Origin of the sequence: Rhodococcus sp. SORGH_AS_0301 (assembly GCF_030818285.1) — a bacterium.
In the GTDB taxonomy this organism is placed as follows: domain Bacteria; phylum Actinomycetota; class Actinomycetes; order Mycobacteriales; family Mycobacteriaceae; genus Rhodococcoides.
In genome coordinates this window covers 1,568,778-1,588,502 of sequence record NZ_JAUTAC010000002.1, presented here as the reverse complement: position 1 = coordinate 1,588,502, position 19,725 = coordinate 1,568,778, and the positions used below count along the sequence as shown (strand labels likewise).

The 19,725-nt window shown below is 68.5% G+C and carries 23 protein-coding genes; 7 read left to right on the top strand and 16 right to left on the bottom strand.

What is annotated here, in order from left to right; translation table 11 throughout:
- Nucleotides 1-33 precede the first annotated feature (33 nt).
- Genes dapF through QE397_RS08120 form a run of 4 tightly spaced genes read right to left on the bottom strand, consistent with a single transcriptional unit; the run spans nucleotide 34 to nucleotide 3,395 of the window.
- Nucleotides 34-906 (bottom strand): diaminopimelate epimerase, encoded by an 873-nt coding sequence (dapF, locus tag QE397_RS08135; RefSeq protein ID WP_307092763.1) that lies wholly within the window; start codon nucleotides 904-906, stop codon nucleotides 34-36.
- A gap of 4 nt (nucleotides 907-910) precedes the next feature.
- A complete protein-coding gene (locus QE397_RS08130) occupies nucleotides 911-1,765 on the bottom strand; it encodes an RNA methyltransferase (RefSeq protein WP_307092761.1) in 855 nt (284 codons plus the stop codon).
- The gene (miaA, locus tag QE397_RS08125) at nucleotides 1,762-2,676 is read right to left on the bottom strand and encodes a tRNA (adenosine(37)-N6)-dimethylallyltransferase MiaA (RefSeq protein ID WP_222637656.1); all 915 of its coding nucleotides are present in this window, start codon (nucleotides 2,674-2,676) and stop codon (nucleotides 1,762-1,764) included. Before miaA ends, QE397_RS08130 begins: the two co-directional genes overlap by 4 nt.
- The gene (locus QE397_RS08120) at nucleotides 2,673-3,395 is read right to left on the bottom strand and encodes a hypothetical protein (protein WP_307092759.1); all 723 of its coding nucleotides are present in this window, start codon (nucleotides 3,393-3,395) and stop codon (nucleotides 2,673-2,675) included. The genes miaA and QE397_RS08120 overlap by 4 nt, the downstream gene beginning before the upstream one ends.
- A 155-nt stretch (nucleotides 3,396-3,550) precedes the next feature.
- Between QE397_RS08120 and QE397_RS08115 the strand changes: the two genes are divergently transcribed.
- A complete protein-coding gene (locus QE397_RS08115; RefSeq protein ID WP_307092757.1) occupies nucleotides 3,551-5,008 on the top strand; it encodes a DUF349 domain-containing protein in 1,458 nt (485 codons plus the stop codon).
- A gap of 10 nt (nucleotides 5,009-5,018) precedes the next feature.
- Here QE397_RS08115 and QE397_RS08110 read toward each other — a convergent pair whose 3' ends face one another.
- Nucleotides 5,019-5,600, bottom strand: coding sequence for a hypothetical protein (locus QE397_RS08110; protein ID WP_037185326.1), 582 nt, complete (start codon nucleotides 5,598-5,600; stop codon nucleotides 5,019-5,021).
- Complete coding sequence (gene miaB, locus QE397_RS08105; RefSeq protein ID WP_027505131.1) at nucleotides 5,588-7,129, bottom strand: tRNA (N6-isopentenyl adenosine(37)-C2)-methylthiotransferase MiaB; 1,542 nt, start codon at nucleotides 7,127-7,129, stop codon at nucleotides 5,588-5,590. The genes QE397_RS08110 and miaB overlap by 13 nt, the downstream gene beginning before the upstream one ends.
- Nucleotides 7,130-7,313: 184 nt before the next feature.
- Between miaB and gluA the strand changes: the two genes are divergently transcribed.
- The 4 genes from gluA to QE397_RS08085 all read left to right on the top strand — a co-directional run bounded on the left by gluA (nucleotide 7,314) and on the right by QE397_RS08085 (nucleotide 10,600).
- Nucleotides 7,314-8,042 (top strand): glutamate ABC transporter ATP-binding protein GluA, encoded by a 729-nt coding sequence (gene gluA, locus QE397_RS08100; protein WP_027505130.1) that lies wholly within the window; start codon nucleotides 7,314-7,316, stop codon nucleotides 8,040-8,042.
- Nucleotides 8,043-8,079: 37 nt separating this feature from the next.
- Entirely contained in the window at nucleotides 8,080-8,913 is an 834-nt protein-coding gene (locus QE397_RS08095) for a glutamate ABC transporter substrate-binding protein (protein ID WP_027505129.1), read from the top strand.
- Nucleotides 8,914-8,999: 86 nt separating this feature from the next.
- Nucleotides 9,000-9,680 carry an amino acid ABC transporter permease gene (locus tag QE397_RS08090; RefSeq protein WP_027505128.1) on the top strand — a complete coding sequence of 227 codons (681 nt, stop codon included), beginning with the start codon at nucleotides 9,000-9,002 and terminating at the stop codon, nucleotides 9,678-9,680.
- Nucleotides 9,677-10,600 carry an amino acid ABC transporter permease gene (locus QE397_RS08085; RefSeq protein ID WP_082544487.1) on the top strand — a complete coding sequence of 308 codons (924 nt, stop codon included), beginning with the start codon at nucleotides 9,677-9,679 and terminating at the stop codon, nucleotides 10,598-10,600. Before QE397_RS08090 ends, QE397_RS08085 begins: the two co-directional genes overlap by 4 nt.
- Nucleotides 10,601-10,604: 4 nt before the next feature.
- Here the strand turns inward: QE397_RS08085 and QE397_RS08080 are convergent, their stop codons facing one another.
- From QE397_RS08080 to pgsA, 9 genes are all read right to left on the bottom strand, one after another.
- Nucleotides 10,605-11,246 (bottom strand): regulatory protein RecX, encoded by a 642-nt coding sequence (locus tag QE397_RS08080; RefSeq protein ID WP_373425217.1) that lies wholly within the window; start codon nucleotides 11,244-11,246, stop codon nucleotides 10,605-10,607.
- A gap of 17 nt (nucleotides 11,247-11,263) precedes the next feature.
- A complete protein-coding gene (recA, locus tag QE397_RS08075; protein WP_307092750.1) occupies nucleotides 11,264-12,310 on the bottom strand; it encodes a recombinase RecA in 1,047 nt (348 codons plus the stop codon).
- Nucleotides 12,311-12,476: 166 nt separating this feature from the next.
- The gene (locus QE397_RS08070) at nucleotides 12,477-12,671 is read right to left on the bottom strand and encodes a DUF3046 domain-containing protein (protein WP_027505125.1); all 195 of its coding nucleotides are present in this window, start codon (nucleotides 12,669-12,671) and stop codon (nucleotides 12,477-12,479) included.
- A 35-nt stretch (nucleotides 12,672-12,706) separates the two neighbouring features.
- Nucleotides 12,707-13,885: a glycosyltransferase gene (locus QE397_RS08065; RefSeq protein ID WP_307092748.1), complete on the bottom strand. Its 1,179-nt coding sequence runs from the start codon at nucleotides 13,883-13,885 to the stop codon at nucleotides 12,707-12,709.
- 34 nt (nucleotides 13,886-13,919) lie between these two features.
- Nucleotides 13,920-14,093 (bottom strand): hypothetical protein, encoded by a 174-nt coding sequence (locus QE397_RS08060; protein ID WP_027505123.1) that lies wholly within the window; start codon nucleotides 14,091-14,093, stop codon nucleotides 13,920-13,922.
- A 198-nt stretch (nucleotides 14,094-14,291) separates the two neighbouring features.
- Nucleotides 14,292-15,131: a hypothetical protein gene (locus tag QE397_RS08055; protein WP_307092745.1), complete on the bottom strand. Its 840-nt coding sequence runs from the start codon at nucleotides 15,129-15,131 to the stop codon at nucleotides 14,292-14,294.
- A 31-nt stretch (nucleotides 15,132-15,162) separates the two neighbouring features.
- Nucleotides 15,163-15,981, bottom strand: coding sequence for a phage shock protein PspA (pspA, locus tag QE397_RS08050; RefSeq protein WP_027505120.1), 819 nt, complete (start codon nucleotides 15,979-15,981; stop codon nucleotides 15,163-15,165).
- Between the two features lie 161 nt (nucleotides 15,982-16,142).
- Nucleotides 16,143-16,493, bottom strand: coding sequence for a helix-turn-helix domain-containing protein (locus tag QE397_RS08045; RefSeq protein WP_027505119.1), 351 nt, complete (start codon nucleotides 16,491-16,493; stop codon nucleotides 16,143-16,145).
- A gap of 202 nt (nucleotides 16,494-16,695) precedes the next feature.
- Complete coding sequence (pgsA, locus tag QE397_RS08040; RefSeq protein WP_027505118.1) at nucleotides 16,696-17,250, bottom strand: CDP-diacylglycerol--glycerol-3-phosphate 3-phosphatidyltransferase; 555 nt, start codon at nucleotides 17,248-17,250, stop codon at nucleotides 16,696-16,698.
- Between the two features lie 284 nt (nucleotides 17,251-17,534).
- On the opposite strand from pgsA, the gene QE397_RS08035 reads away from it, so the two are divergent.
- Entirely contained in the window at nucleotides 17,535-18,017 is a 483-nt protein-coding gene (locus tag QE397_RS08035; protein WP_027505117.1) for an amino-acid N-acetyltransferase, read from the top strand.
- A 37-nt stretch (nucleotides 18,018-18,054) separates the two neighbouring features.
- Nucleotides 18,055-18,339 carry a YciI family protein gene (locus QE397_RS08030; protein ID WP_027505116.1) on the top strand — a complete coding sequence of 95 codons (285 nt, stop codon included), beginning with the start codon at nucleotides 18,055-18,057 and terminating at the stop codon, nucleotides 18,337-18,339.
- A 75-nt stretch (nucleotides 18,340-18,414) separates the two neighbouring features.
- On the opposite strand, the gene QE397_RS08025 is transcribed toward QE397_RS08030, so the two are convergent.
- Entirely contained in the window at nucleotides 18,415-19,503 is a 1,089-nt protein-coding gene (locus QE397_RS08025) for a TerC family protein (protein WP_081821174.1), read from the bottom strand.
- Nucleotides 19,504-19,725: the final 222 nt, after the last annotated feature.

Below are 19,725 nucleotides of genomic sequence, written 5' to 3'. Positions count from 1 at the left end.
ACCGTGTCGCGGGGAATACCCGCACCCCGGCCGTCACGCTTCCAGCCCCGCCCACCAGGCGTCCGACAGCTCCCCCGACGCCACCAGCACCGACGGCCCCCGCATCGACGCGGAACCGTTCGACACGCGCACCGACACGACACCACCGGGAACGTGGACGGCCAGCTCACCGTCGCCGGACCCGTCGAAACGCAGCGCGGCGACCGCGGCGGCGACGATGCCCGTGCCACACGACCTGGTCTCCCCCACGCCGCGCTCGTGGACACGCATGCTCACCGCACCGTCCTTCGGCACGGTGACGAACTCGATGTTGACCCCGTGCGGGTACACCGCACCGTCGAAGGCGGGTTGCGCCGTGAGGTCGAGGTCGCCGAGGGTCTCCGCATCGAGATCCGCGGACACGCAGGCCAGGTGCGGATTGCCGACGTCGACGCCGATGCCCGTGAAGGACCTGCCGTCGACCTCGGTGTCGGAGGTCTCGAAGACCCGCGGGGTACCCATCTCGACGGTGACCACGGCGTCGGTGGCGTCGTGCGAGTGCACGGTGACCGGTTTTCCGCCGGCGCGCGATCCGACGACGAACTCGTCCGAGTCCACGAGACCGGCCGCACGAACGTAATGGGAGAACACCCGGACACCGTTGCCGCACATCTCCGCGATGGACCCGTCCGCGTTGCGGTAGTCCATGAACCAGTCGCCGGCGGACACGCCCTCGGGCAGCGCGTCGAGCACGCCGCGGTCGACGAGAGCACCGCTGCGGGCGACCCGCAGTACCCCGTCCGCGCCGAGCCCGGCTCGGCGATCGCACAGTGTCGCCACACGGTGTGCGCTCAGATCGAGGAGTGCGTCCGGATCCGGCAGCACGACGAAATCGTTCTGCGTTCCGTGTCCCTTGGTGAACTGCATGGGATCAGTCTCCCACCGGCGCGGACGTCCGCGCGATCAGCCGTTGGCGGGTGATCTCGTACAGCCCGACGGCGCCGGCGGACGGTGCTCCGAGGGAGCTCGCCGCGCCGCCTATCGGGATGGACACGACGACGTCGCAGGCATCCCGCCACGCGGCACTCATGCCGCGGGTCTCGTTGCCCACCACCAGCACCGTTCCTCCTGTGAAGTCGTGCTCGTGCGCTGCCACCGTGCCGGTCTCGTCGGTGCCCACGATCGTCATGTCGGTGCCCTGCTGCCGCAGCCTGTCCACCATCGCGCGAACCTGCTCCGGACCTCCGACCTGTCCCACGGGGAGTGCGAACAGGGAGCCGGTGGTCGCGCGGACGCACGCGGGATCGAACGGGTCCGCGGCATGCCCGCTGACCAGCAGCCCGGACGCTCTGAAGGCGTCCGAGGACCGGATCAGGGTGCCGAGATTGCCCGGCGACGTCGGCCGATCGAACGCGACCACCACCGGCGCGTCGCCCGTCGGAGTCCAGTGGCCGGGATCGAGGAGCCGGGACCGTGCGAGGAGCAGGACCTCCGGTGGTTGATCGACGCGTTCGCCGAGCTCCGCCATCAACTCCGGCGCGACACCCACCGCGGACACGCCTGCGGCCCGGCAGCGGTCCACGGTCGACGTGGCCCAGGACGACAAGGGGTCGCCGGTTCGATAGAGCACGGACTCGAGAGGCCACTCGTGCTCGACGGCCAGCGTCACCGGCCGCACTCCCTGCACGAGGAAGACTCCCGCCTTGGTGCGCTTGCCGCGGGTGACGAGGTAGGACTGCCACTGCTGGAACCGCGCGTTCCTCGACAGGACGAGCGCATCGCTCATCGGTGTTCTCCCCTCGTGCGCAGTGCGGCGTCCAGCAGGTCCGATGCGCCCCCGCGCAGCCAGTGCACGCGGGGATCACGACCGAACCAGGACCGTTGGCGGCGAACATAGCGACGGGTACCGACGAAGGTCGCCTCGCGCGCGGCCGCCTCGTCGATCTCGCCGTCCATCAGCTGCAGCACCTGCGCGTAGCCGATCGCCCTCGGGGCGGTGACTCCCTCGCGCAGTCCCTGCCCCACGAGGGTCTCGACCTCGGCGACGAGCCCCTCGGCGAACATCGCGTCGGTGCGTGCCGCGATGCGCGCGTCCAGCTCGTCGGTGTCACGGTCGATGCCGAGGACGACGGTGTCCCAGCGCGGCTCGCCGATGGTGGGCGCCGACGCGGCGAACGGCTTCCCGGTGAGGCGTCCCACCTCGAGCGCGCGGACGATGCGTCGGCCGTCGGTCGGCAGGATCGATGCCGCGGCCGCCGGATCGGACTCGGCGAGTGCGCGATGCAGCGCCGCGACCCCCTCGGCGGCGAGCCTGGCCTCGAGTTCGGCACGCACCGCGGCATCCGTGGCCGGGAACTGCCATCGGTCCAGCAGAGCCTGGACGTACATCATCGATCCGCCGACGACGACGGGCACGACGGACTGCTCGAGCAGCTCCTCGATCTCCCGCACCGCGGCGTCCTGGTACGCCGCCACCGTTGCCGTCTCCGTGACGTCCAGGACGTCGAGTCGGTGGTGCGGGATGCCGCGACGCTCCGCCACCGGCGTCTTCGCGGTACCGATGTCCATGCCTCGGTACTGCTGCATCGCGTCGATGTTCACGATGTGCCCGCCGAGGCGCTCGGCGAGATCGAGCGCGAGGGCCGACTTGCCCGTGGCCGTGGGTCCGATCACCGCGACCGGTGTCGGTCGCGTCACAGCGACCACGAAGCGACGTGATACCCGACTCCGTAGGGGGCACCGCGAAAGAGACTGTGCGGCACCACTCGTGCGGGTCCGACCAGCGTGGCCGCCACCTGCCATGCCACCCGCCCGTCCACGCCGAGGGCATCACACAGAGCAGCGTCCAGGGACGCCAGCGCGTCGACGTCGGCTCTGCCGAGCGCATCGTCGATCGCGTGCTGCACCGCCTCGGCCCGGTCGTCGAACGCGCCGGGCGCCTTGTCGGTCAGGGTCGTCGCCCCGTCACCGACGACGAGCAGCCCCACCGGGCCGGGCGCGGCGTCGACGCGGCCGCGCAGGTCGAGCGCCACCGCCGCCACGTCCTGGACACTCGCGTTCCGAGCGACGAGCTGTACGGGGACCGACCACTGCGGAACAGCCTGCCCGCGGAGCAGCCCGACGGTCAGCGCGGCCAACTCCATCGCGCGATCGACAGGCCCGCGATCCGGGGCGAGACCGACCACGACATCGGCCCCGAAACCGGCGTACGTACCCGCGGCATCGCCGTCGATCCAGGTCGTGGTCGCACCGACCCCGACCCCGATCCAGTCGTGACAGGACTGCCCCAGGTCGTCGCACACCTCGCGCACGGCTGCACGCAGATCGTCCAGTTCGCCTGTGGCGGAACCGGCGAGCTCCGCGAGCAGCAACGGAGGCGACGGGACGAAGGCGAGGGCGGACAGCACGGACGCCACGGTAGTCGACCGTCCGAGGGCGTCCCTTTTCCGCGCGTCCCTCGGGGTTTGCATGGTCGCCGACGCGCGGAGGGGGTTGAATGGGCCGAGAACGACCGAGCAGAGAACCACGTAGCGCCAGGCAGCCGTGACGCGCGGCAGAGACGGAGAGAACCATGACCGAGCACGAGACGACCGAGAACGCCCCCGGCGAGGCGCAGGCGAGCCCCACACCTCCCCGGCCCGGGCCCCGACCGGGTCCTCGACCCGGCGGCGCACCGCGCCCGGCGCCCACCCGGCCCGGTGCCCCGGCCGATCCGTCCGCACCGTCGTCGTCCACAGGCGACGGGGAGTCGCACCCGACGCCGCATCGGGCTGCACACCACGTGCCGACGACGCCCGCTGTCGTCCCGGTCGTGACCGATCCGTCCCGCTGGGGCCGGGTCGACGAGGACGGTTCCGCGTGGGTACGTACCACCGACGGAGAGCGGCAGGTCGGTTCCTGGCAGGCCGGTGACGCGGCCGAGGGCCTCGCACACTTCGGGCGCCGCTACGACGATCTCGCCACCGAGGTCGCACTCCTCGAGGCGCGACTCGCCTCCGGCGCCGGCGACGCCAAGAAGACGAAGACCGCCGCCGTCGCGCTCGCCGAGACCCTGCCCACCGCTGCTGTGATCGGCGACATCGACGCGCTGGCGACCCGCCTGCAGGCCGTGATCGAACACTCCGACGAGGTCGCCGCCGAGCATCGCAAGCGCAAGGATTCCGAGCGGACCGAATCGACGGCACGCAAGGAGGCGCTGGCCGTCGAGGCCGAGACCATCGGCAGCGAATCCACGCAGTGGAAGGCCGCGGGTGACCGTCTTCGCGTGATCCTCGAGGAGTGGAAGACCATCCGCGGCGTCGACCGGAAGGTCGACGACGCCCTGTGGAAGCGCTACTCCAAGGCACGGGAGGCGTTCAACCGCCGCCGCGGCGCGCACTTCGCCGATCTCGACCGCGAACGCGGTGCCGCCAAGGTGCGCAAGGAAGAACTGGTCGCCAAGGCCGAGGAACTGTCGTCGTCCACCGACTGGGTGGGCACCGCGCAGGTGTTCCGCGATCTCCTGACCGAGTGGAAGACCGCCGGCCGGGCTCCCCGCGACGCCGACGACTCGCTGTGGCAGAAGTTCAAGGGCGCCCAGGACGTGTTCTTCGAGGCACGCAACGCGGCTCAGTCCGAGCAGAACGCGGAGTTCGAGCAGAACGCCGAGGCGAAGGAACGGCTGCTGGCCGAGTCCGGTCACATCGACCCGTCCAAGGACATCGAGGCGGCCCGCGCAGCACTGCGGACATTGCAGGACAAGTGGGACGCCATCGGCAAGGTCCCGCGGGAGAAGATGCACGATCTCGAGGGCAAGCTCCGCGCGATCGAGAAGCGCGTCCGCGACGCCGCCGACTCCGAGTGGCGACGCACCGACCCCGAGGCGATGGCGCGCGCGGCTCAGTTCCGCGAGCGGGTCGCGCAGTTCGAGGAGCAGGCCCAGAAGGCCGAGGCCGCGGGCAAGGCCAAGGACGCCGAGAAGGCCCGTGCGCAGGCACAGCAGTGGCGCGAGTGGGCCGACGCCGCCGACAGCGCCCTCGGCGGTCTGTGACTCCGGAGGATCAGTTGTCGCGGCGCCGGGACGTGTCCAGCACGTTCTCGCGCCGCGCCTCGTCCATCACGGCCGCGTCCCGCCGGGCGGCGGCAGCCGCCCACTGAGCGTTGGAGCGGTTCCACACCACCTTGAACCAGTGGAACGCCAGCACGACCACGAGCAACCAGCCGAGGACGAGGCCCAGCCCGGGGCCGGCCCCGGTGAGGCCGACGGGAACGGTCTGACGCGACCAGATGGCCAGGATGCCCAGCACCGTCGCCACCCCGGACCCGTAGAGCGCGACCCAGGCCAGCGCCCAGCGTTGAGTGACCAGGGCGAGGGCCGAGAAGCCGACCGCGAACACCAGGGTCAGCCACACGAAGATGCGTGACGGCAGTGCCACCGACTCCGCCACGGCGTCCTCGTCGTGCACCAGCACGTCCCACGCGTTGGCCGAACCTGTGTGCGGCAGTGCGAAGCTCAATAGCAGCAACAACACGACCACTGCCACGACGACGGCGCGGACCCCCGGGTCGATACGACCCGAGATCCGCTTCTCGGCGGCCGCCGGATCGGACCCGGTCGTCGGCTCGGTACTCACAGTGAACATCCCATCGTCGTGACCGGCTCGGGCGCCGGGGCGCCGACGGACGGCAACCCCAACCCGACACCGACCGGTGCGGTCCGGGGCATCGTGCCCCGCTCGTGTCGGTCGCCGGCCGTGGTGCGCCGGTGCGAGCGCACCGGGACGTCGGCGACCAGGTGGTACGGCTTCGCGTCGGTCACCGTGGTGACGACGACGTCGCCGGGCCGGACGGCGCGGTCGATGGCGCCCGTCGGGGTGAAGTGCACGAGTCGCCCGTCGCGGGTGCGCCCACTCATCCGCTCGGTGACGGCGTTCTTGCGTCCGGCCCCGTCGGCGACGAGCAACTCCACCTCGGTTCCGACGACGCGACGGTTCTCCTCGTGGGAGATCTCCTCCTGCAGAGCGGCGAGCCGTTCGTAGCGTTCCTGCACGACGGCCTTCGGCACCTGATCCGGCATGTCGGCGGCCGGCGTTCCCGGTCGCTTGGAGTACTGGAACGTGTAGGCGCTGCTGAAGCGAGCGCGACGGACGACGTCGAGGGTCTCCTGGAAGTCCTCCTCGGTCTCCCCGGGGAAGCCCACGATGATGTCCGTCGTCAGTGACGCGTGCGGGATGGCTTCGCGCACCCGGTCGATGATGCCGAGGAACTTCTCCTTGCGGTACGAGCGGCGCATGGCACGCAGCACGCGGTCCGATCCGGACTGCAGAGGCATGTGCAGCGTCGGGCACACGTTGGGCGTCGACGCCATCGCCTCGATGACGTCGTCTGTGAACTCGGCGGGATGCGGCGAGGTGAACCGGACGCGCTCGAGACCGTCGATCTCCCCGCACGCGCGCAGGAGCGATGCGAACGCACCCCGGTCACGCGGCTGCTCGGGATCCGCGAACGAGGCGCCGTACGCGTTGACGTTCTGTCCGAGCAGCGTCACCTCGAGCACGCCCTCGTCGACGAGGGCCTGCACCTCGGCGAGGATGTCGCCCGGCCTGCGGTCGACCTCCTTGCCGCGCAGTGCGGGCACGATGCAGAAGGTGCAGGTGTTGTTGCACCCCACCGAGATGGACACCCACCCGGAGTAGGCGGAGTCGCGCTTGGCCGGGAGAGTCGAGGGGAACGCGTCCAACGACTCGAGAATCTCGACCTCGGCGCGCTGGTTGTGGCGCGCCCGATCGAGCAGCGCCGGCAGGGATCCGATGTTGTGGGTGCCGAACACGACGTCCACCCACGGCGCCTTCGTGACCACGACGTCGCGGTCCTTCTGTGCGAGGCACCCACCGACGGCGATCTGCATGTCGGGGTTCTCGTCCTTGGCCGGCCGGAGTTGGCCGAGGTTGCCGTACAACTTGTTGTCGGCGTTCTCCCGTACCGCACACGTGTTGAAGACGACGAGATCGGGGGACGACCCGGAGTCGGCCTTCTCGTAACCGGCCTCCTCGAGAAGGCCGGACAGTCGTTCGGAATCGTGCACGTTCATCTGGCAGCCGTACGTGCGCACCTCGTAGGTGCGCGCAGTCCCGGACCGCGCAGGCAGGGTCTGGGTGTCGATCGTGTCCACCCCTCCAGGGTACGGCGGCGCTCGAACCCGACCCACCGAGCGGTCCGAGTAAAGTTTCCATTACATATCCGCGGTCCCCGCACCAAAACGAGCAGTGGCGGAGGAAACTACCTCTAGGGTCATCGCCATGACCCACCCTGACGGCGAGCGCGAACATCGCTCGTCCACAGCATCGTCTGCCCCCATGATCGCGATGCACGGCGTGCAGAAGCACTTCGGTGATCTGCACGTCCTCAAGGACATCGAACTCGACGTTCCCAGCGGCCAGGTCGTCATCGTCCTCGGCCCCTCCGGGTCGGGTAAATCGACGTTGTGCCGCACCATCAACCGGCTCGAGCCCGTCGACGAGGGCACCATCGAGGTCGACGGCAAGGCACTTCCCTCCGAAGGCAAGTCGCTCGCCGCGCTCCGCGCGGACGTCGGCATGGTCTTCCAGTCCTTCAATCTCTTCGCGCACAAGACGATTCGTGAGAACGTCATGCTCGGGCCGACAAAGGTCCGCAAGATGAAGAAGGACGAGGCCGAGAAGACCGCGCAGCGTCTGCTCGAACGCGTCGGCATCGCCAACCAGGCCGACAAGTACCCGGCGCAGCTCTCCGGCGGCCAGCAGCAACGTGTCGCCATCGCGCGTGCACTCGCCATGAACCCCAAGGTGATGCTCTTCGACGAGCCGACCTCGGCGCTCGATCCCGAGATGGTCAACGAGGTGCTCGACGTCATGACGTCGCTGGCCAAGGAGGGCATGACCATGGTGGTCGTGACCCACGAGATGGGCTTCGCCCGACGCGCCGGCGACCGTGTCATCTTCATGGCCGACGGCCAGATCGTCGAGGACACCGATCCCGAGACCTTCTTCACCACACCGAAGTCCGATCGCGCCAAGGATTTCCTCGGCAAGATCCTGAGTCACTGATCTCCCACCCGCTCGTCCCAACTTCTGGAGGATCTCGATGAGAATCACCCGTACCGCCCGCGTCGGCGTCGCCGCACTCGCGCTCGCCTTCGCCGCCACCGCGTGTGGTGGCGACGAGGCCACCAGCGCGTCGTCCAGCGCCGAGAGCGGCAAGCTGACCGTCGGCATCAAGTTCGACCAGCCGGGCCTGGGCCTGCGCACCCCCGACGGCTCGTTCAGCGGCTTCGACGTCGAGGTCGCGAAGTACGTCGCAGGCAAGCTCGGTGTCACGCCGGAGAACATCACGTTCAAGGAGTCGCCGTCGGCGCAGCGCGAGACGCTGATCGAGAACGGTGAGGTCGACTACATCGTCGCCACCTACTCGATTACCGACGCCCGCAAGGAGAAGGTCGACTTCGCCGGACCGTACTTCGTCGCCGGACAGTCGCTTCTCGTCGCCGACGGCAACACCGACATCACGGGCCCCGAGTCGCTCAGCGGTGGCAAGCGCCTCTGCTCCGTCTCCGGCTCCACCCCCGCGCAGAAGGTCAAGGACCAGTACGCGCAGGACGTGCAGCTGCAGGAGTTCGACACCTACTCCGCCTGTGTCGAGGCACTGCGCAACGGCGCCGTCGACGCGGTCACGACCGACGACATCATCCTGGCCGGCTACGCGGCTCAGTACCCGGGTGAGCTCAAGGTGGTCGGCGAGCCGTTCACCGAGGAGCGCTACGGCATCGGCCTGGCCAAGGGCGACGACGAGACCCGCACCAAGATCAACGACGCGATCGACGCCATGATCGAGGACGGGTCGTGGCAGAAGGCATTCGAGGACACCGTCGGACCGTCCGGGTACCCGCTGCCCGCACAGCCGACCGTCGATCGCTACTGATCACCACTCTTCGCGAGACCCGAACGGGCGGTTCACACCGGTGAACCGCCCGTTCGACTCGTCACCGCTCTCGGAAGGAGTCGCCGGTGGACATACTGAGTGACTACGCGCCCGAACTCCTCGACGCGTTCTGGATGACGATCAAGCTGACGGTGCTCTCCGCCATCGGCGCTCTCGTCCTCGGCACCCTGCTCGCGGCGATGCGGGTCTCCCCCGTTCCCGTCGCGCGGTGGATCGGTGCCACCTACGTCACCATCTTCCGCAACACCCCGCTCACGCTGATCCTGCTGTTCTGCGCCTTCGGCCTCTACCAGACCCTGGGCGTCACGCTCGCCGATCAGGCGTCCCCGACCGGCCAGGCGGACAACAACTTCCGGCTCGCCGTTCTCGGTCTCAGCATCTACACGGCCTCGTTCGTGTGCGAGTCGCTGCGGTCCGGAATCAACACCGTGAACGTCGGTCAGGCGGAGGCCGGGCGTTCGCTCGGTCTGACGTTCTCGCAGAACCTGCGCTTCATCGTGCTCCCCCAGGCGTTCCGTGCGGTCATCGGCCCGCTGGGCAGCGTGCTCATCGCCCTGACGAAGAACACGACCGTCGCCGCGGCGATCGGCGTCCTCGAAGCGGCCATCCTGATGAAGGAAATGATCGAGAACGAGGCGGCGATCTTCGTCGTCGGCGGTATCTTCGCGCTCGGCTTCGTCATCCTGACCTTCCCCACCGGCCTCTTCTTCGGCTACCTCGGCAAGCGATTGGCGGTTGCCCGATGACCACAGCGAACGCACCTCTGAGCACCGAGGCACCGCCCAAGAAGGTCGCCTCCGCCGAACGCGCCACCGTTCTCTACGACGCTCCGGGGCCCCGCGCCAAGGTGCGCAATCACATCATCTCGGCCGTCGTGCTCGTCCTGGTACTGCTGGCGGCGTACGTGATCTACGCGAAGCTGGACGAGAAGGGCCAGTTGACATCGGAGAAGTGGAGCCCGTTCGTCGAGTCGTCGACCTGGACGACGTACCTGGTTCCCGGCATCCAGGGCACCCTGGTCGCCGCGGGGCTGTCGATCGTGCTGGCGCTGATCCTGGGCGCGGTCCTGGGCATCGCGCGCCTGTCGGACCACCGCCCGGTGCGGCTGGTCGCCGGATTCTTCGTCGAACTGTTCCGCGCCATCCCGGTGCTGATCCTGATGATCTTCCTGTACCAGTTCTTCGCCGAGTACCAGGTGTTCAAGTCCCGCTACCTGGCCCTGGCCGCGGTGGTGACGGGCCTGACGCTCTACAACGGCTCGGTCATCGCCGAGATCGTGCGGTCGGGCATCCAGTCCCTGCCGAAGGGTCAGACCGAGGCGGCCATGGCCATCGGCCTGCGCAAGGGCCAGATCATGCGCATGATCCTGCTTCCCCAGGCCGTGACCGCGATGTTGCCGGCCATCATCTCGCAGATGGTGGTGGCGCTGAAGGACTCCGCGTTGGGCTACATCATCGGCTATGTCGAGGTGGTCCGGTCGGGCCAGCAGGTCGGTGCCTTCTACGGCAACTTCCTACCGGCGCTGATCATCGTGGCCATCATCATGATCATCCTGAACTCGCTGCTGACGTACCTCGCCACGAAGGTGGAGAAGCGACTGCGACGAGCGAAGAAGAGTCCGGTTCCTGTCGATCAGGGTGCCGCCATGGGTGGCGCGACAGTCTGACGTTCTAGTACTCGAGGCCTTCGGAATCGTTTCCGAGGGCCTCGAGTTCTGTCCGAACCACGTCGAAGGCCATGCCCTGGGCGAACCCGCGACGCGCGAGCATCGACACGAGCTTGCGCACCACCTTGTCGCGTTGCGCACGCCGCTCCCGCGGATCCTCGATCTCCTCGTTCAGAGCGGACAGCAGAGCCGGGGCTCGGAGCTTCTTGACGACCAGTTCGCGCGCACGCTCCCGCTCGTCCTCGGGCTCGATCATGTCGAGTGCCTCGGTGGCCAGCACCGGATCGATGCCCTTGGTGCGTAGTTCTGTGCGCAGCGCCTGCTTGCCTCGGCCCGAGTACGTGTGTCGCGAGCGGACCCACTGATGCGCGAAGTCGCGATCGTCGACCAGCTTGATCTCGGTCAGCCTGTCGAGCACGGACGTGATGATCTCGTCCGTGAATCCTTTGGCGGCCAACCGCTGTTCGAGCTCGACGCGGCTCCGGGCGCGATCGGTGAGCAACCGCAACGCGGCATCCTTGGCCTGCACCGCCGTGCCCCCGCCCGGGGGCGGCGTCTCGCCCGATCGGCGGCCGGAACGGGACCGGGCGCCCGACGTACGTCGGGCGCCCGGTGCACGCGAGTCCGGAAACTCGTCGTCGTTCACAGTCGAGAGACCTGCTGTCAGAAGTCGACCGGAGCAGAGACGGCCTCGTCGGGCGTACGCACGTCTGCACCGATGCCGAGCTTCTCCTTGATCTTCTTCTCGATCTCGTCACGGATGTCGGTGTTCTCGAGCAGGAACTTGCGTGCGTTCTCCTTGCCCTGGCCCAGCTGATCACCCTCGTAGGTGAACCAGGAGCCGGACTTGCGCACGAAGCCGTGCTCGACACCCATGTCGATGAGCGAGCCTTCCTTGCTGATGCCCTTGCCGTACAGGATGTCGAACTCGGCCTGCTTGAACGGCGGCGACACCTTGTTCTTGACCACCTTGACGCGGGTGCGGTTACCGACTGCGTCGGTTCCGTCCTTGAGCGTCTCGATACGACGGATGTCCAGGCGCACCGATGCGTAGAACTTCAGCGCCTTACCGCCCGTCGTGGTCTCGGGCGAGCCGAACATGACGCCGATCTTCTCGCGCAGCTGGTTGATGAAGATGACCGTGGTGCCGGACGAACTGATGGCGCCGGTGATCTTGCGCAGGGCCTGGCTCATCAGGCGGGCCTGCAGACCGACGTGACTGTCACCCATCTCGCCCTCGATCTCGGCACGGGGAACCAGGGCTGCCACGGAGTCGACGACCAGGATGTCGATGGCACCGGACCGGATCAGCATGTCCGCGATCTCGAGCGCCTGCTCACCGGTGTCCGGCTGGGAGACCAGCAGCGCGTCGGTGTCGACACCGAGCTTGGCGGCGTAGTCCGGATCGAGGGCGTGCTCCGCGTCGATGAACGCGGCGATGCCGCCGGCGGCCTGTGCGTTGGCGACCGCGTGGAGCGCGACCGTCGTCTTACCCGAGGACTCCGGGCCGTAGACCTCGACGATGCGGCCGCGCGGGAGTCCGCCGATGCCGAGCGCGACGTCCAACGCGATCGAACCCGTGGGGATGACGGCGATGGGCACACGGGCCTCGTCGCCGAGACGCATGACCGACCCCTTGCCGAAGTTCTTGTCGATCTGCGCGAGCGCGAGATCGAGCGCCTTGTCCCGATCGTATGCAGCTGCAGCCATCATGGTCTCCTTCTCGAAGTTCTTGTCCCCGAAGCGTCTGTACCCCGTCGATCTGTCGCCAAGGTAGAGGGGGGCACCGACAAGAACCGCTGCCGTGCGATTCCCGTCGACTCTGCACACGACTATAAGCGAACAGGTGTTCGATACCCAGCGACACGCCGGAGGTTCACCACCGCGATCGGGGAACGTCGAACTCGACGCACAGTGCACGCCACACGTCCTTCGGATCCTCGCCGTCCTCGATGGCCTGCGCGGCGGTGCGGTTCCCGAGGCTCAGCAGCAGGTGGTCGACCAGCATCGAGTCCCCGGTCACGGTTCCGAACTGTTCGGCGACACGGTCGTGGAAGTCGGTCAGGCGCACCATGTCACCGTAACCCGGGACGTCCGCGCTCCCCCTCAGCGCGGGCGGGAGTCGACGATCACGCTGCGGCACACCGCGACGGGATCCTCGACCGCGGCGGCGGTCGCCGCGGCACGACCTGCCGCGGCGGCGTACGTCGAGTCGTTCAGCACCCGGTCGATCGCCTCCGCCACGGCGTCGGCGGACACCGGACGCACGATCGTGGCGCTTCCTTGCCGGGCCGCGCGGTTGGCCAGTTCCCACTGATCTCCCCCGCCGGGGATCACGACCACCGGGACGCCGGCGGACAGCGCCTTCGCCAACATCCCGTGGCCGCCGCCGCACACCACGACCGACGCCAGCGGCAGCAGCGCGTCCTGGCGCCCCAGTCCGCCCACCGCCCAGGACGGTAGACCGGCCGGAACGTCGTCCACCGTGGTGATCACCAGTCGACGACTCCGGCCGCGCGCACGTGAGGCCGCCGTCGCCTCGACAGTGGCCTCGACCATGGACACGGCGCCGGTCGCGGCCGTCGACGGTGCCAGCAGGATCAGCGGTTCGGTCCCCGGCGGCGGGTCGAGGAGAGCGGTCGTCGGCTCCCACAACAACGGACCGACGACCCGCGCCTCGGCCGGCCAGTCCGTCCGCGGCACCTCGAGCGCGGGGATGGTCGCGACGAGGCGCCGCGCGGGGCCGGGGTCCGACGCGGGCAGACCGACGCCCTCGCGCGCCCGAGCGCGCTGCGCCAGCCCCGCTCGGACGGAGCGGTCCGTCAGAGCTCGCATCACGGTGTCCCGCAACCGACCTCGCAGTCCCGTGCCCGGTGCGAGACCACTCCCGATCGGGGGCAACGACACGGAGGGCCGGTAGAGCGGGTGCGGAGACAGTTCCACCCAGGGAACTCCCAGCCGCTCGGCGGCGAGACCGCCGCCGGCCGTGAGAATGTCCGAGACCACCAGATCGGGAGCCGCCTCGGAGAGCACCGGCAGCAGCATCGAGGACATGTGGGCCGCTCGCTCGTGGATTCTGCGGCCGGCGTCCGCGTCGTCGTCCTCGGGTCGCGGTTCCAGTCCCGGCAGCAGGCGAGTGTCCACCCCGTCCGCTCGCGCGGCGTCGAGCCACCGATCGCCGGTGTAGACCACGGCCGTCTCTCCTGCGGCCGTCAGCGCCTTCGCGAGCGCGATGGCAGGGAAGGCGTGCCCCGCATCGGGGCCGGCGACCACCGCGACGAGCATGGGCGAAGCCTAGGTCAGCGCGGCACCGGGGACGTCAGAAGGGTGACTTCGCCGAGTCGCGATCGCCGCTCATCGCGCGGAAGAGGAAGTAGAGACCGGTTCCCACCACGGCCAGCGCCACCAGGGGGAACAGCGCCTTCAGCAGGGCGCCGAGAACGACGATGCCGATCCACACCAGAACGATCGCACCGAGAATCTTCCAGAACATGTCGAACTCCTTCTCGTCGGGGACTCCCGTCGCCGGCCGCGGTGGAGTTCACCGGCGATCCGTCGACGAGTTCGACACTGCCAGAACCGAACTGGCACAGCACCGAATCGTCGCGGAGTTCAGGGTGAAGATCGGGGTCGACCCCGAGGACGGTAGGTCGATCTCAGGGTCGCGGTCGGGGTGAGACCGTCGCCGAGGTCAGGGCTTCTGCAGGTGCTCGAGGCCGAATGCCCAGCCCTCGAGGCGATCGGACGCGAACTGGAGGGCGTCCCGTCGCGCGTCGAGTGCGGTGAGCGAACCGGAGGAGCCCGGCGCGGTGAGCAACGCAGCCGCGGCGACGAGCCCGTCGAACTGGTGCACACCGTCCGTCAACCGGGCCGCGGTGGACCCGATGGACCCGGACAGATGGACCGCTGCAGCCGGACTTCCCAGCGCTGCTCTCTCCATCGCGACGATGTCGTGCGCGACCTCGGTGAGGGCTGCCGACGCGGCCGCGGCGATCCGGGTCGTGTCGTGCACGTCGTCCGCGGCGACCGCCCCGGACCGAGCGAGGATGCCCGTCAGCTCGTGCAGACTGCGTTCGGCGGCCGCGAGACGTTCGATGGGCTCGCGAGCGGCGGAGCCCACCGGAGGCAGAGCACGGCGGACCGGCGCTGCAGCCGGCAGTGGCTGGGCCCGCAGCCGTCGGTAGGCCGCCGCCGCGGCCACGGCGGGCACCGCGAACAACACCGTGGTGCCCGATCCCCCGACGACGATCCAGTCGGGTGCGGACGTAGCTGCCACCGTGACGGTGGCGACGCCCATCGACCCGGACGCCGCACCGAAGAGCGTGGCCCGCCGGCGAGTCCGACGGATCCGCCGTTCGGCCTTCTTCCGCGGGTCGTTCCACGACTTGGCGGCGTCGAGGAACGGCCGCGTGACGTCCACGACGCCACGAGCCCGGGCGCGCACCAGGTCGGCAGCGCGCCCCACCTCGGGCGGAGCAGCGGGCCGCTCGTGCCACATCGGCCGTCGGTGCGGGTCGCCGTGTCCGGACATCAACGCTCCGTGAGGGTCTCGTGCAGGCAGATCAGTTGGCCTGAGGAGGCTCGGGGGTCGCCTGCGGGGACGACAGGTTCTTCTGTGTGGACACGCCGTCCGCGGAGGGGCCGGCGGTGAGCGAGTCGCCCGCCATGGAGGCACGGATCTGCTCGAGGCGGCTGTGTCCGGCCATCTGGACGCTCGCCTGCTGGACCTCCATCATGCGGCCCTGCACGGAGTTCTGAGCGAGCTCGGCGGAGCCGAGCGCGTTGGCGTAGCGGCGCTCGATCTTGTCCCGGACGGCGTCGAGACTGGGCGTGTTGCCGGGCGCGGACAGCGTGGAGTCCATCGAGCGGAGCGACTCGCTGACGCGCTCCTGCATCTTGGCCTGCTCGAGCTGGCTGAGCAGCTTGGTGCGCTCGGCGACCTTGGCCTGCAGCGTCATGGCGTTCTGCTCGACGGCCTTCTTGGCCTGGGTGGCGGCCTGGAGCGCCTGGTCGTGCAGAACCTTGAGGTCCTCGACGCTCTGCTCGGCGGTGACCAGCTGGGCCGCGAACGCCTCGGCGGCATTGGTGTACTGGGTGGCCTTCTCGACGTCGGCAGCCGCATTGGCCTGGTCGGCGAGGGTGACGGCCTGGCGCGCATTGGCGTTCAGCTTCTCCACCTCGTCGAGCTGGCGGCTGAGCTTCATCTCGAGCTGGCGCTGGTTACCGATGACCGACGCGGCCTGCTGCGAGAGCGCCTGGTGCTGACGCTGGGCGTCCTCGATGGCCTGCTGGATCTGGACCTGCGGATCCGCCTTCTCGTCGATCTTGGAGTTGAACAGAGCCATCAGATACTTCCAGCCCTTGACGAAAGGATTGGCCATCGGTTCTTCCTGCCTCCATGTGATCCGCCGCGTACGCGACCCGGCTGGCGACCGTCACCGCCGGTGATGCTGCGCGTGTCCGGGACACGCGGTCTGTCTGTGATCGGTACCCGCCATGATCCCATGTCGAACCACGAATGGTCGGAAACGGGACGCGAAGATCAGGCAGCGGCGAGTGCTCGCGCGGTCGGGGCCGGGATGACCACGCGCGTCTCGTCCGAGATGTGGGCCGCACCGCGCTCGGCGGGAACACCCGTCGACGCGGCCGCACTCGCCATCGTGTCCGTGAGCGATTCGCTCACATCGAACAGAACGTCCGACAGTGGGACGTCGAGGGCATCGCAGATGGCGTTGAGCAGTTCGCTCGACGCCTCCTTGCGGCCACGCTCGACCTCCGAGAGATACCCGAGGCTGACGCGCGCCGTGTTGGAGACCTCGCGCAACGTGCGGCTCTGAGCGACCCGTGTGCGGCGAAGACTGTCGCCCAATGCCTCACGCAAGAGCAGCGCCATGTGGCCCCTCCTTCATCGTGTTCGAACTACGTCGTGGTCGACCGCGGGAACGCCTGTCGGTGCACCGTCGCTCGACCCTCGTCCACCTACAACGCCGGAACGGTCCGATCGGTTCCCGCGACGCGTGTGGACACCCCGTCGGAACGGGTGAGAGAACCCTAACCCCCGCCCGCGATCCGCACGCGGCGGAGCACCGGACGGCTCATCGCCCGTCGTGTGGTGTCCGGACCCGCGGCCGCACTGCCTGCACCACGTAGTCGAGGCCTGTGATCACGGTCAGCGCCACGGCCACGATCATCAGCACCATCGCTGCCGGGATCACAGCGTCGGGAAGCGGCAGAACGTAGACCCCGATGGCCACGCTCTGGACGAGGGTCTTGAGCTTGCCGCCGCGTCCCGCGGGGATGACACCGTGCCGCAGGACGGCGAACCGCAGGAGCGTGATGCCGATCTCGCGGGCACCGATGACGAGGGTGATCCACCAGGGCAGGTCCCCCAGCATGGACAGTCCGACCAGGGCCGCCCCGATCAGTGCCTTGTCGGCGATGGGGTCCGCCATCTTGCCGAACTCCGTCACGAGCCCGTGCTTGCGCGCCAGTTGGCCGTCGATGCGATCGGTGATCGCCGCGACGACGAAGATCCCGAAGGCCGCGAGCCGCCACCCGGTCTCCTGGCCACCGTCCGCGAACAGAGCCCACAGGAACACCGGGACCAGCGCGATCCGCAGGACGGTCAGGACGTTGGCGATGTTGAGCAGTGGAGCCGGAGTGAGCGGGCCCGAGCCGACGACGGCGTCCGGCGTCGGCGCGGACGCGTCACCGGGGCCACGACCGACGTCGTACTGAGCGCTCACGTCGCCGAGCCCGCTCTCGGGACGTGACGTGAGTTACCGGCGCGGGACACACGGTCACAATATCGGTACGCCCGATGACTACTGTTCACCCCATGACTTCCGACCTCGATCCGGAGACGGACTCCCGGGCGGCGCAGGATCGCGCAGACGTCCGGACCGCGTCCGGGTCCACCACCGAGCGCGTGCGCCTGCGCCGTGCCCGCACCTCCGACATCCCGGAGATCAAGCGACTCATCGACATCTACGCGGGCCGGATCCTGCTCGAGAAGAATCTCGTGACCCTCTACGAGGCGGTCCAGGAGTTCTGGGTCGCCGAGGTCGACGGTGTCGTCGCCGGCTGCGGCGCGCTGCACGTGCTGTGGGCGGATCTCGGCGAGATCCGCACGGTCGCCGTCGATCCGTCGGTCAAGGGCCACGGCGTGGGCCACCTCATCGTGTCCCGGTTGATCGACGTCGCCCGCGAACTGCAGCTCTCCCGCATCTTCGTGCTCACCTTCGAGGTGCCGTTCTTCGCCCGCCACGGGTTCTCCGAGATCGACGGGACCCCGGTCACCGCCGAGGTCTACGCGGAGATGTGTCGCTCGTACGACACCGGTGTCGCCGAGTTCCTCGATCTCAGCTACGTCAAGCCGAACACTCTCGGCAACACCCGCATGCTGCTCACGCTCTAGATCACCCACCACCCGCTCACACCGCAGGAGAACATCGATGGCCCATTTCCTCGTCAACTACACGTACTCGTCGGCCACCGCCGAGGGACGCGACCGCGTCCGCGCCGAGCACCGCGACTGGCTGCGGGATCTGCTCGCCCGCGACATCGTGGTGGTGGCGGGACCGTACGCGGACGACAGCGGCGCGACCATCATCGTCAAGGGTGAGAGTGCGGACCAGGTGGGCACGCTGTTCGCCGAGGACCCGTTCGCGGTGGAGAAGCTCGTCGACGCCGTGGCGATCCAGGAGTGGAAGCCGGTGATGGGCGTCCTCGCGGAGTGACCCCCCTCCGGCACCCACCGGACACACGAACAGCCCGGCACCTCTCGGTGCCGGGCTGTTCTCGTGCGGGACGGATCAGCGCGAGTCGCGCTCGGTGTCCGTGACGCCGGTCGACGTGGTACCGGTCGAGGCGGCCGTGGTGTCGTCGCCGAGGACCGGGCTTCCGGTCTCGCCGTCCTTCACCGCGGGCTTCGCGTCGCCGCGGGTCTTGAGCAGGCTGGCCACGGTGGTGACGATCAGGATGCCCATGATGACACTGAGCGACACTCCGGTGCTGATCTCGGGGACCGACAGGTTCTCGCCGCCGTTGATGAAGCCGAGCTCGTTCTCGTGGAGCGCGTGGAGGACGAGCTTGACGCCGATGAACGCCAGTACCAGGGACAGGCCGTAGGACAGGTAGACCAGGCGATCGAGCAGTCCGCCGATCAGGAAGTACAACTGGCGCAGACCCATGAGGGCGAAAGCGTTGGCCGTGAAGACGATGTACGGCTCGGTGGTGAGACCGTAGATCGCCGGGATCGAGTCCAACGCGAACAGGATGTCGGTGAAACCGATGACGACCAGGGCCAGCAGCATCGGGGTGACCACGCGCTTGCCGTCGATCTTCACCGTCAGACGATCACCGTGGTACTCGTCCGTGGTGGGGAGGATCTTCTTGGCGAACTTCATGATCTTGGTGTCCTGCTGGACCTCGTTCTCCTCCTCTTCCCCGGCCTCCTTGATGAGCTTGTAGGCCGTGTAGATGAGGAACGCACCGAAGAGGTAGAAGACCCAGCTGAAGTTGTTGATGGCCGCGGCACCGAGGGCGATGAAGCCACCGCGCATCACGAGCGCCATCACGATGCCGATGAGCAGCACCTTCTGCTGGTACTGACGCGGTACGGCGAACGTCGTCATGATGATGAGGAAGACGAACAGGTTGTCGACGCTGAGCGCCTTCTCGGTGACGTACCCGGCGAAGTACTCACCGCCGTAGGTCGCGCCGTACTGCCAGAACACGATTCCGCCGAAGATGATGGCGATCGTGATGTAGACGACGGACCACGTCGCCGATTCCTTGAAGGTCGGCTCGTGGGGGGTCTTCACGTGAGCGAAGAAGTCGAAGACGAAGAGTCCCAGGATCACCACGATGGTGACGATCCAGACTGTGGACGAGACATTCATGTGAGCAACTACCTCCGGTAGTCCATGGGTGGGCTCCGGAGGTCTCTCCCACAGAACCAGTGATGATGTCTCGTGTGACCACTGTGTCTGCCGATGACCCGGATCGAGGCAGGGCTCGATCGTGCTGACGGGTCCTTCGCAAGCTGGGGATACTCCCCTCCTGAGAACAACCATGCCACAGCCCCGGCCGTATGGAGGCACGCGAAGGGTAATGCACAGGTA

Excerpts from the sequence above, each read along its gene's own strand:
- QE397_RS08030 (WP_027505116.1), top strand. The coding sequence starts at position 18,055 with ATGGCCCATTTCCTCGTCAACTACACGTACTCGTCGGCCACCGCCGAG.
- QE397_RS08130 (WP_307092761.1), bottom strand. The coding sequence starts at position 1,765 with ATGAGCGATGCGCTCGTCCTGTCGAGGAACGCGCGGTTCCAGCAGTGG.
- QE397_RS08025 (WP_081821174.1), bottom strand. The coding sequence starts at position 19,503 with ATGAATGTCTCGTCCACAGTCTGGATCGTCACCATCGTGGTGATCCTG.
- QE397_RS08065 (WP_307092748.1), bottom strand. The coding sequence starts at position 13,885 with ATGCTCGTCGCGGTGGTCGCCGGCCCCGATGCGGGGCACGCCTTCCCT.
- QE397_RS08085 (WP_082544487.1), top strand. The coding sequence starts at position 9,677 with ATGACCACAGCGAACGCACCTCTGAGCACCGAGGCACCGCCCAAGAAG.
- QE397_RS08060 (WP_027505123.1), bottom strand. The coding sequence starts at position 14,093 with ATGTTCTGGAAGATTCTCGGTGCGATCGTTCTGGTGTGGATCGGCATC.
- dapF (WP_307092763.1), bottom strand. The coding sequence starts at position 906 with ATGCAGTTCACCAAGGGACACGGAACGCAGAACGATTTCGTCGTGCTG.
- QE397_RS08045 (WP_027505119.1), bottom strand. The coding sequence starts at position 16,493 with ATGGCGCTGCTCTTGCGTGAGGCATTGGGCGACAGTCTTCGCCGCACA.
- pspA (WP_027505120.1), bottom strand. The coding sequence starts at position 15,981 with ATGGCCAATCCTTTCGTCAAGGGCTGGAAGTATCTGATGGCTCTGTTC.
- recA (WP_307092750.1), bottom strand. The coding sequence starts at position 12,310 with ATGGCTGCAGCTGCATACGATCGGGACAAGGCGCTCGATCTCGCGCTC.
- gluA (WP_027505130.1), top strand. The coding sequence starts at position 7,314 with ATGATCGCGATGCACGGCGTGCAGAAGCACTTCGGTGATCTGCACGTC.
- QE397_RS08095 (WP_027505129.1), top strand. The coding sequence starts at position 8,080 with ATGAGAATCACCCGTACCGCCCGCGTCGGCGTCGCCGCACTCGCGCTC.
- QE397_RS08110 (WP_037185326.1), bottom strand. The coding sequence starts at position 5,600 with ATGTTCACTGTGAGTACCGAGCCGACGACCGGGTCCGATCCGGCGGCC.
- QE397_RS08115 (WP_307092757.1), top strand. The coding sequence starts at position 3,551 with ATGACCGAGCACGAGACGACCGAGAACGCCCCCGGCGAGGCGCAGGCG.
- QE397_RS08055 (WP_307092745.1), bottom strand. The coding sequence starts at position 15,131 with ATGTCCGGACACGGCGACCCGCACCGACGGCCGATGTGGCACGAGCGG.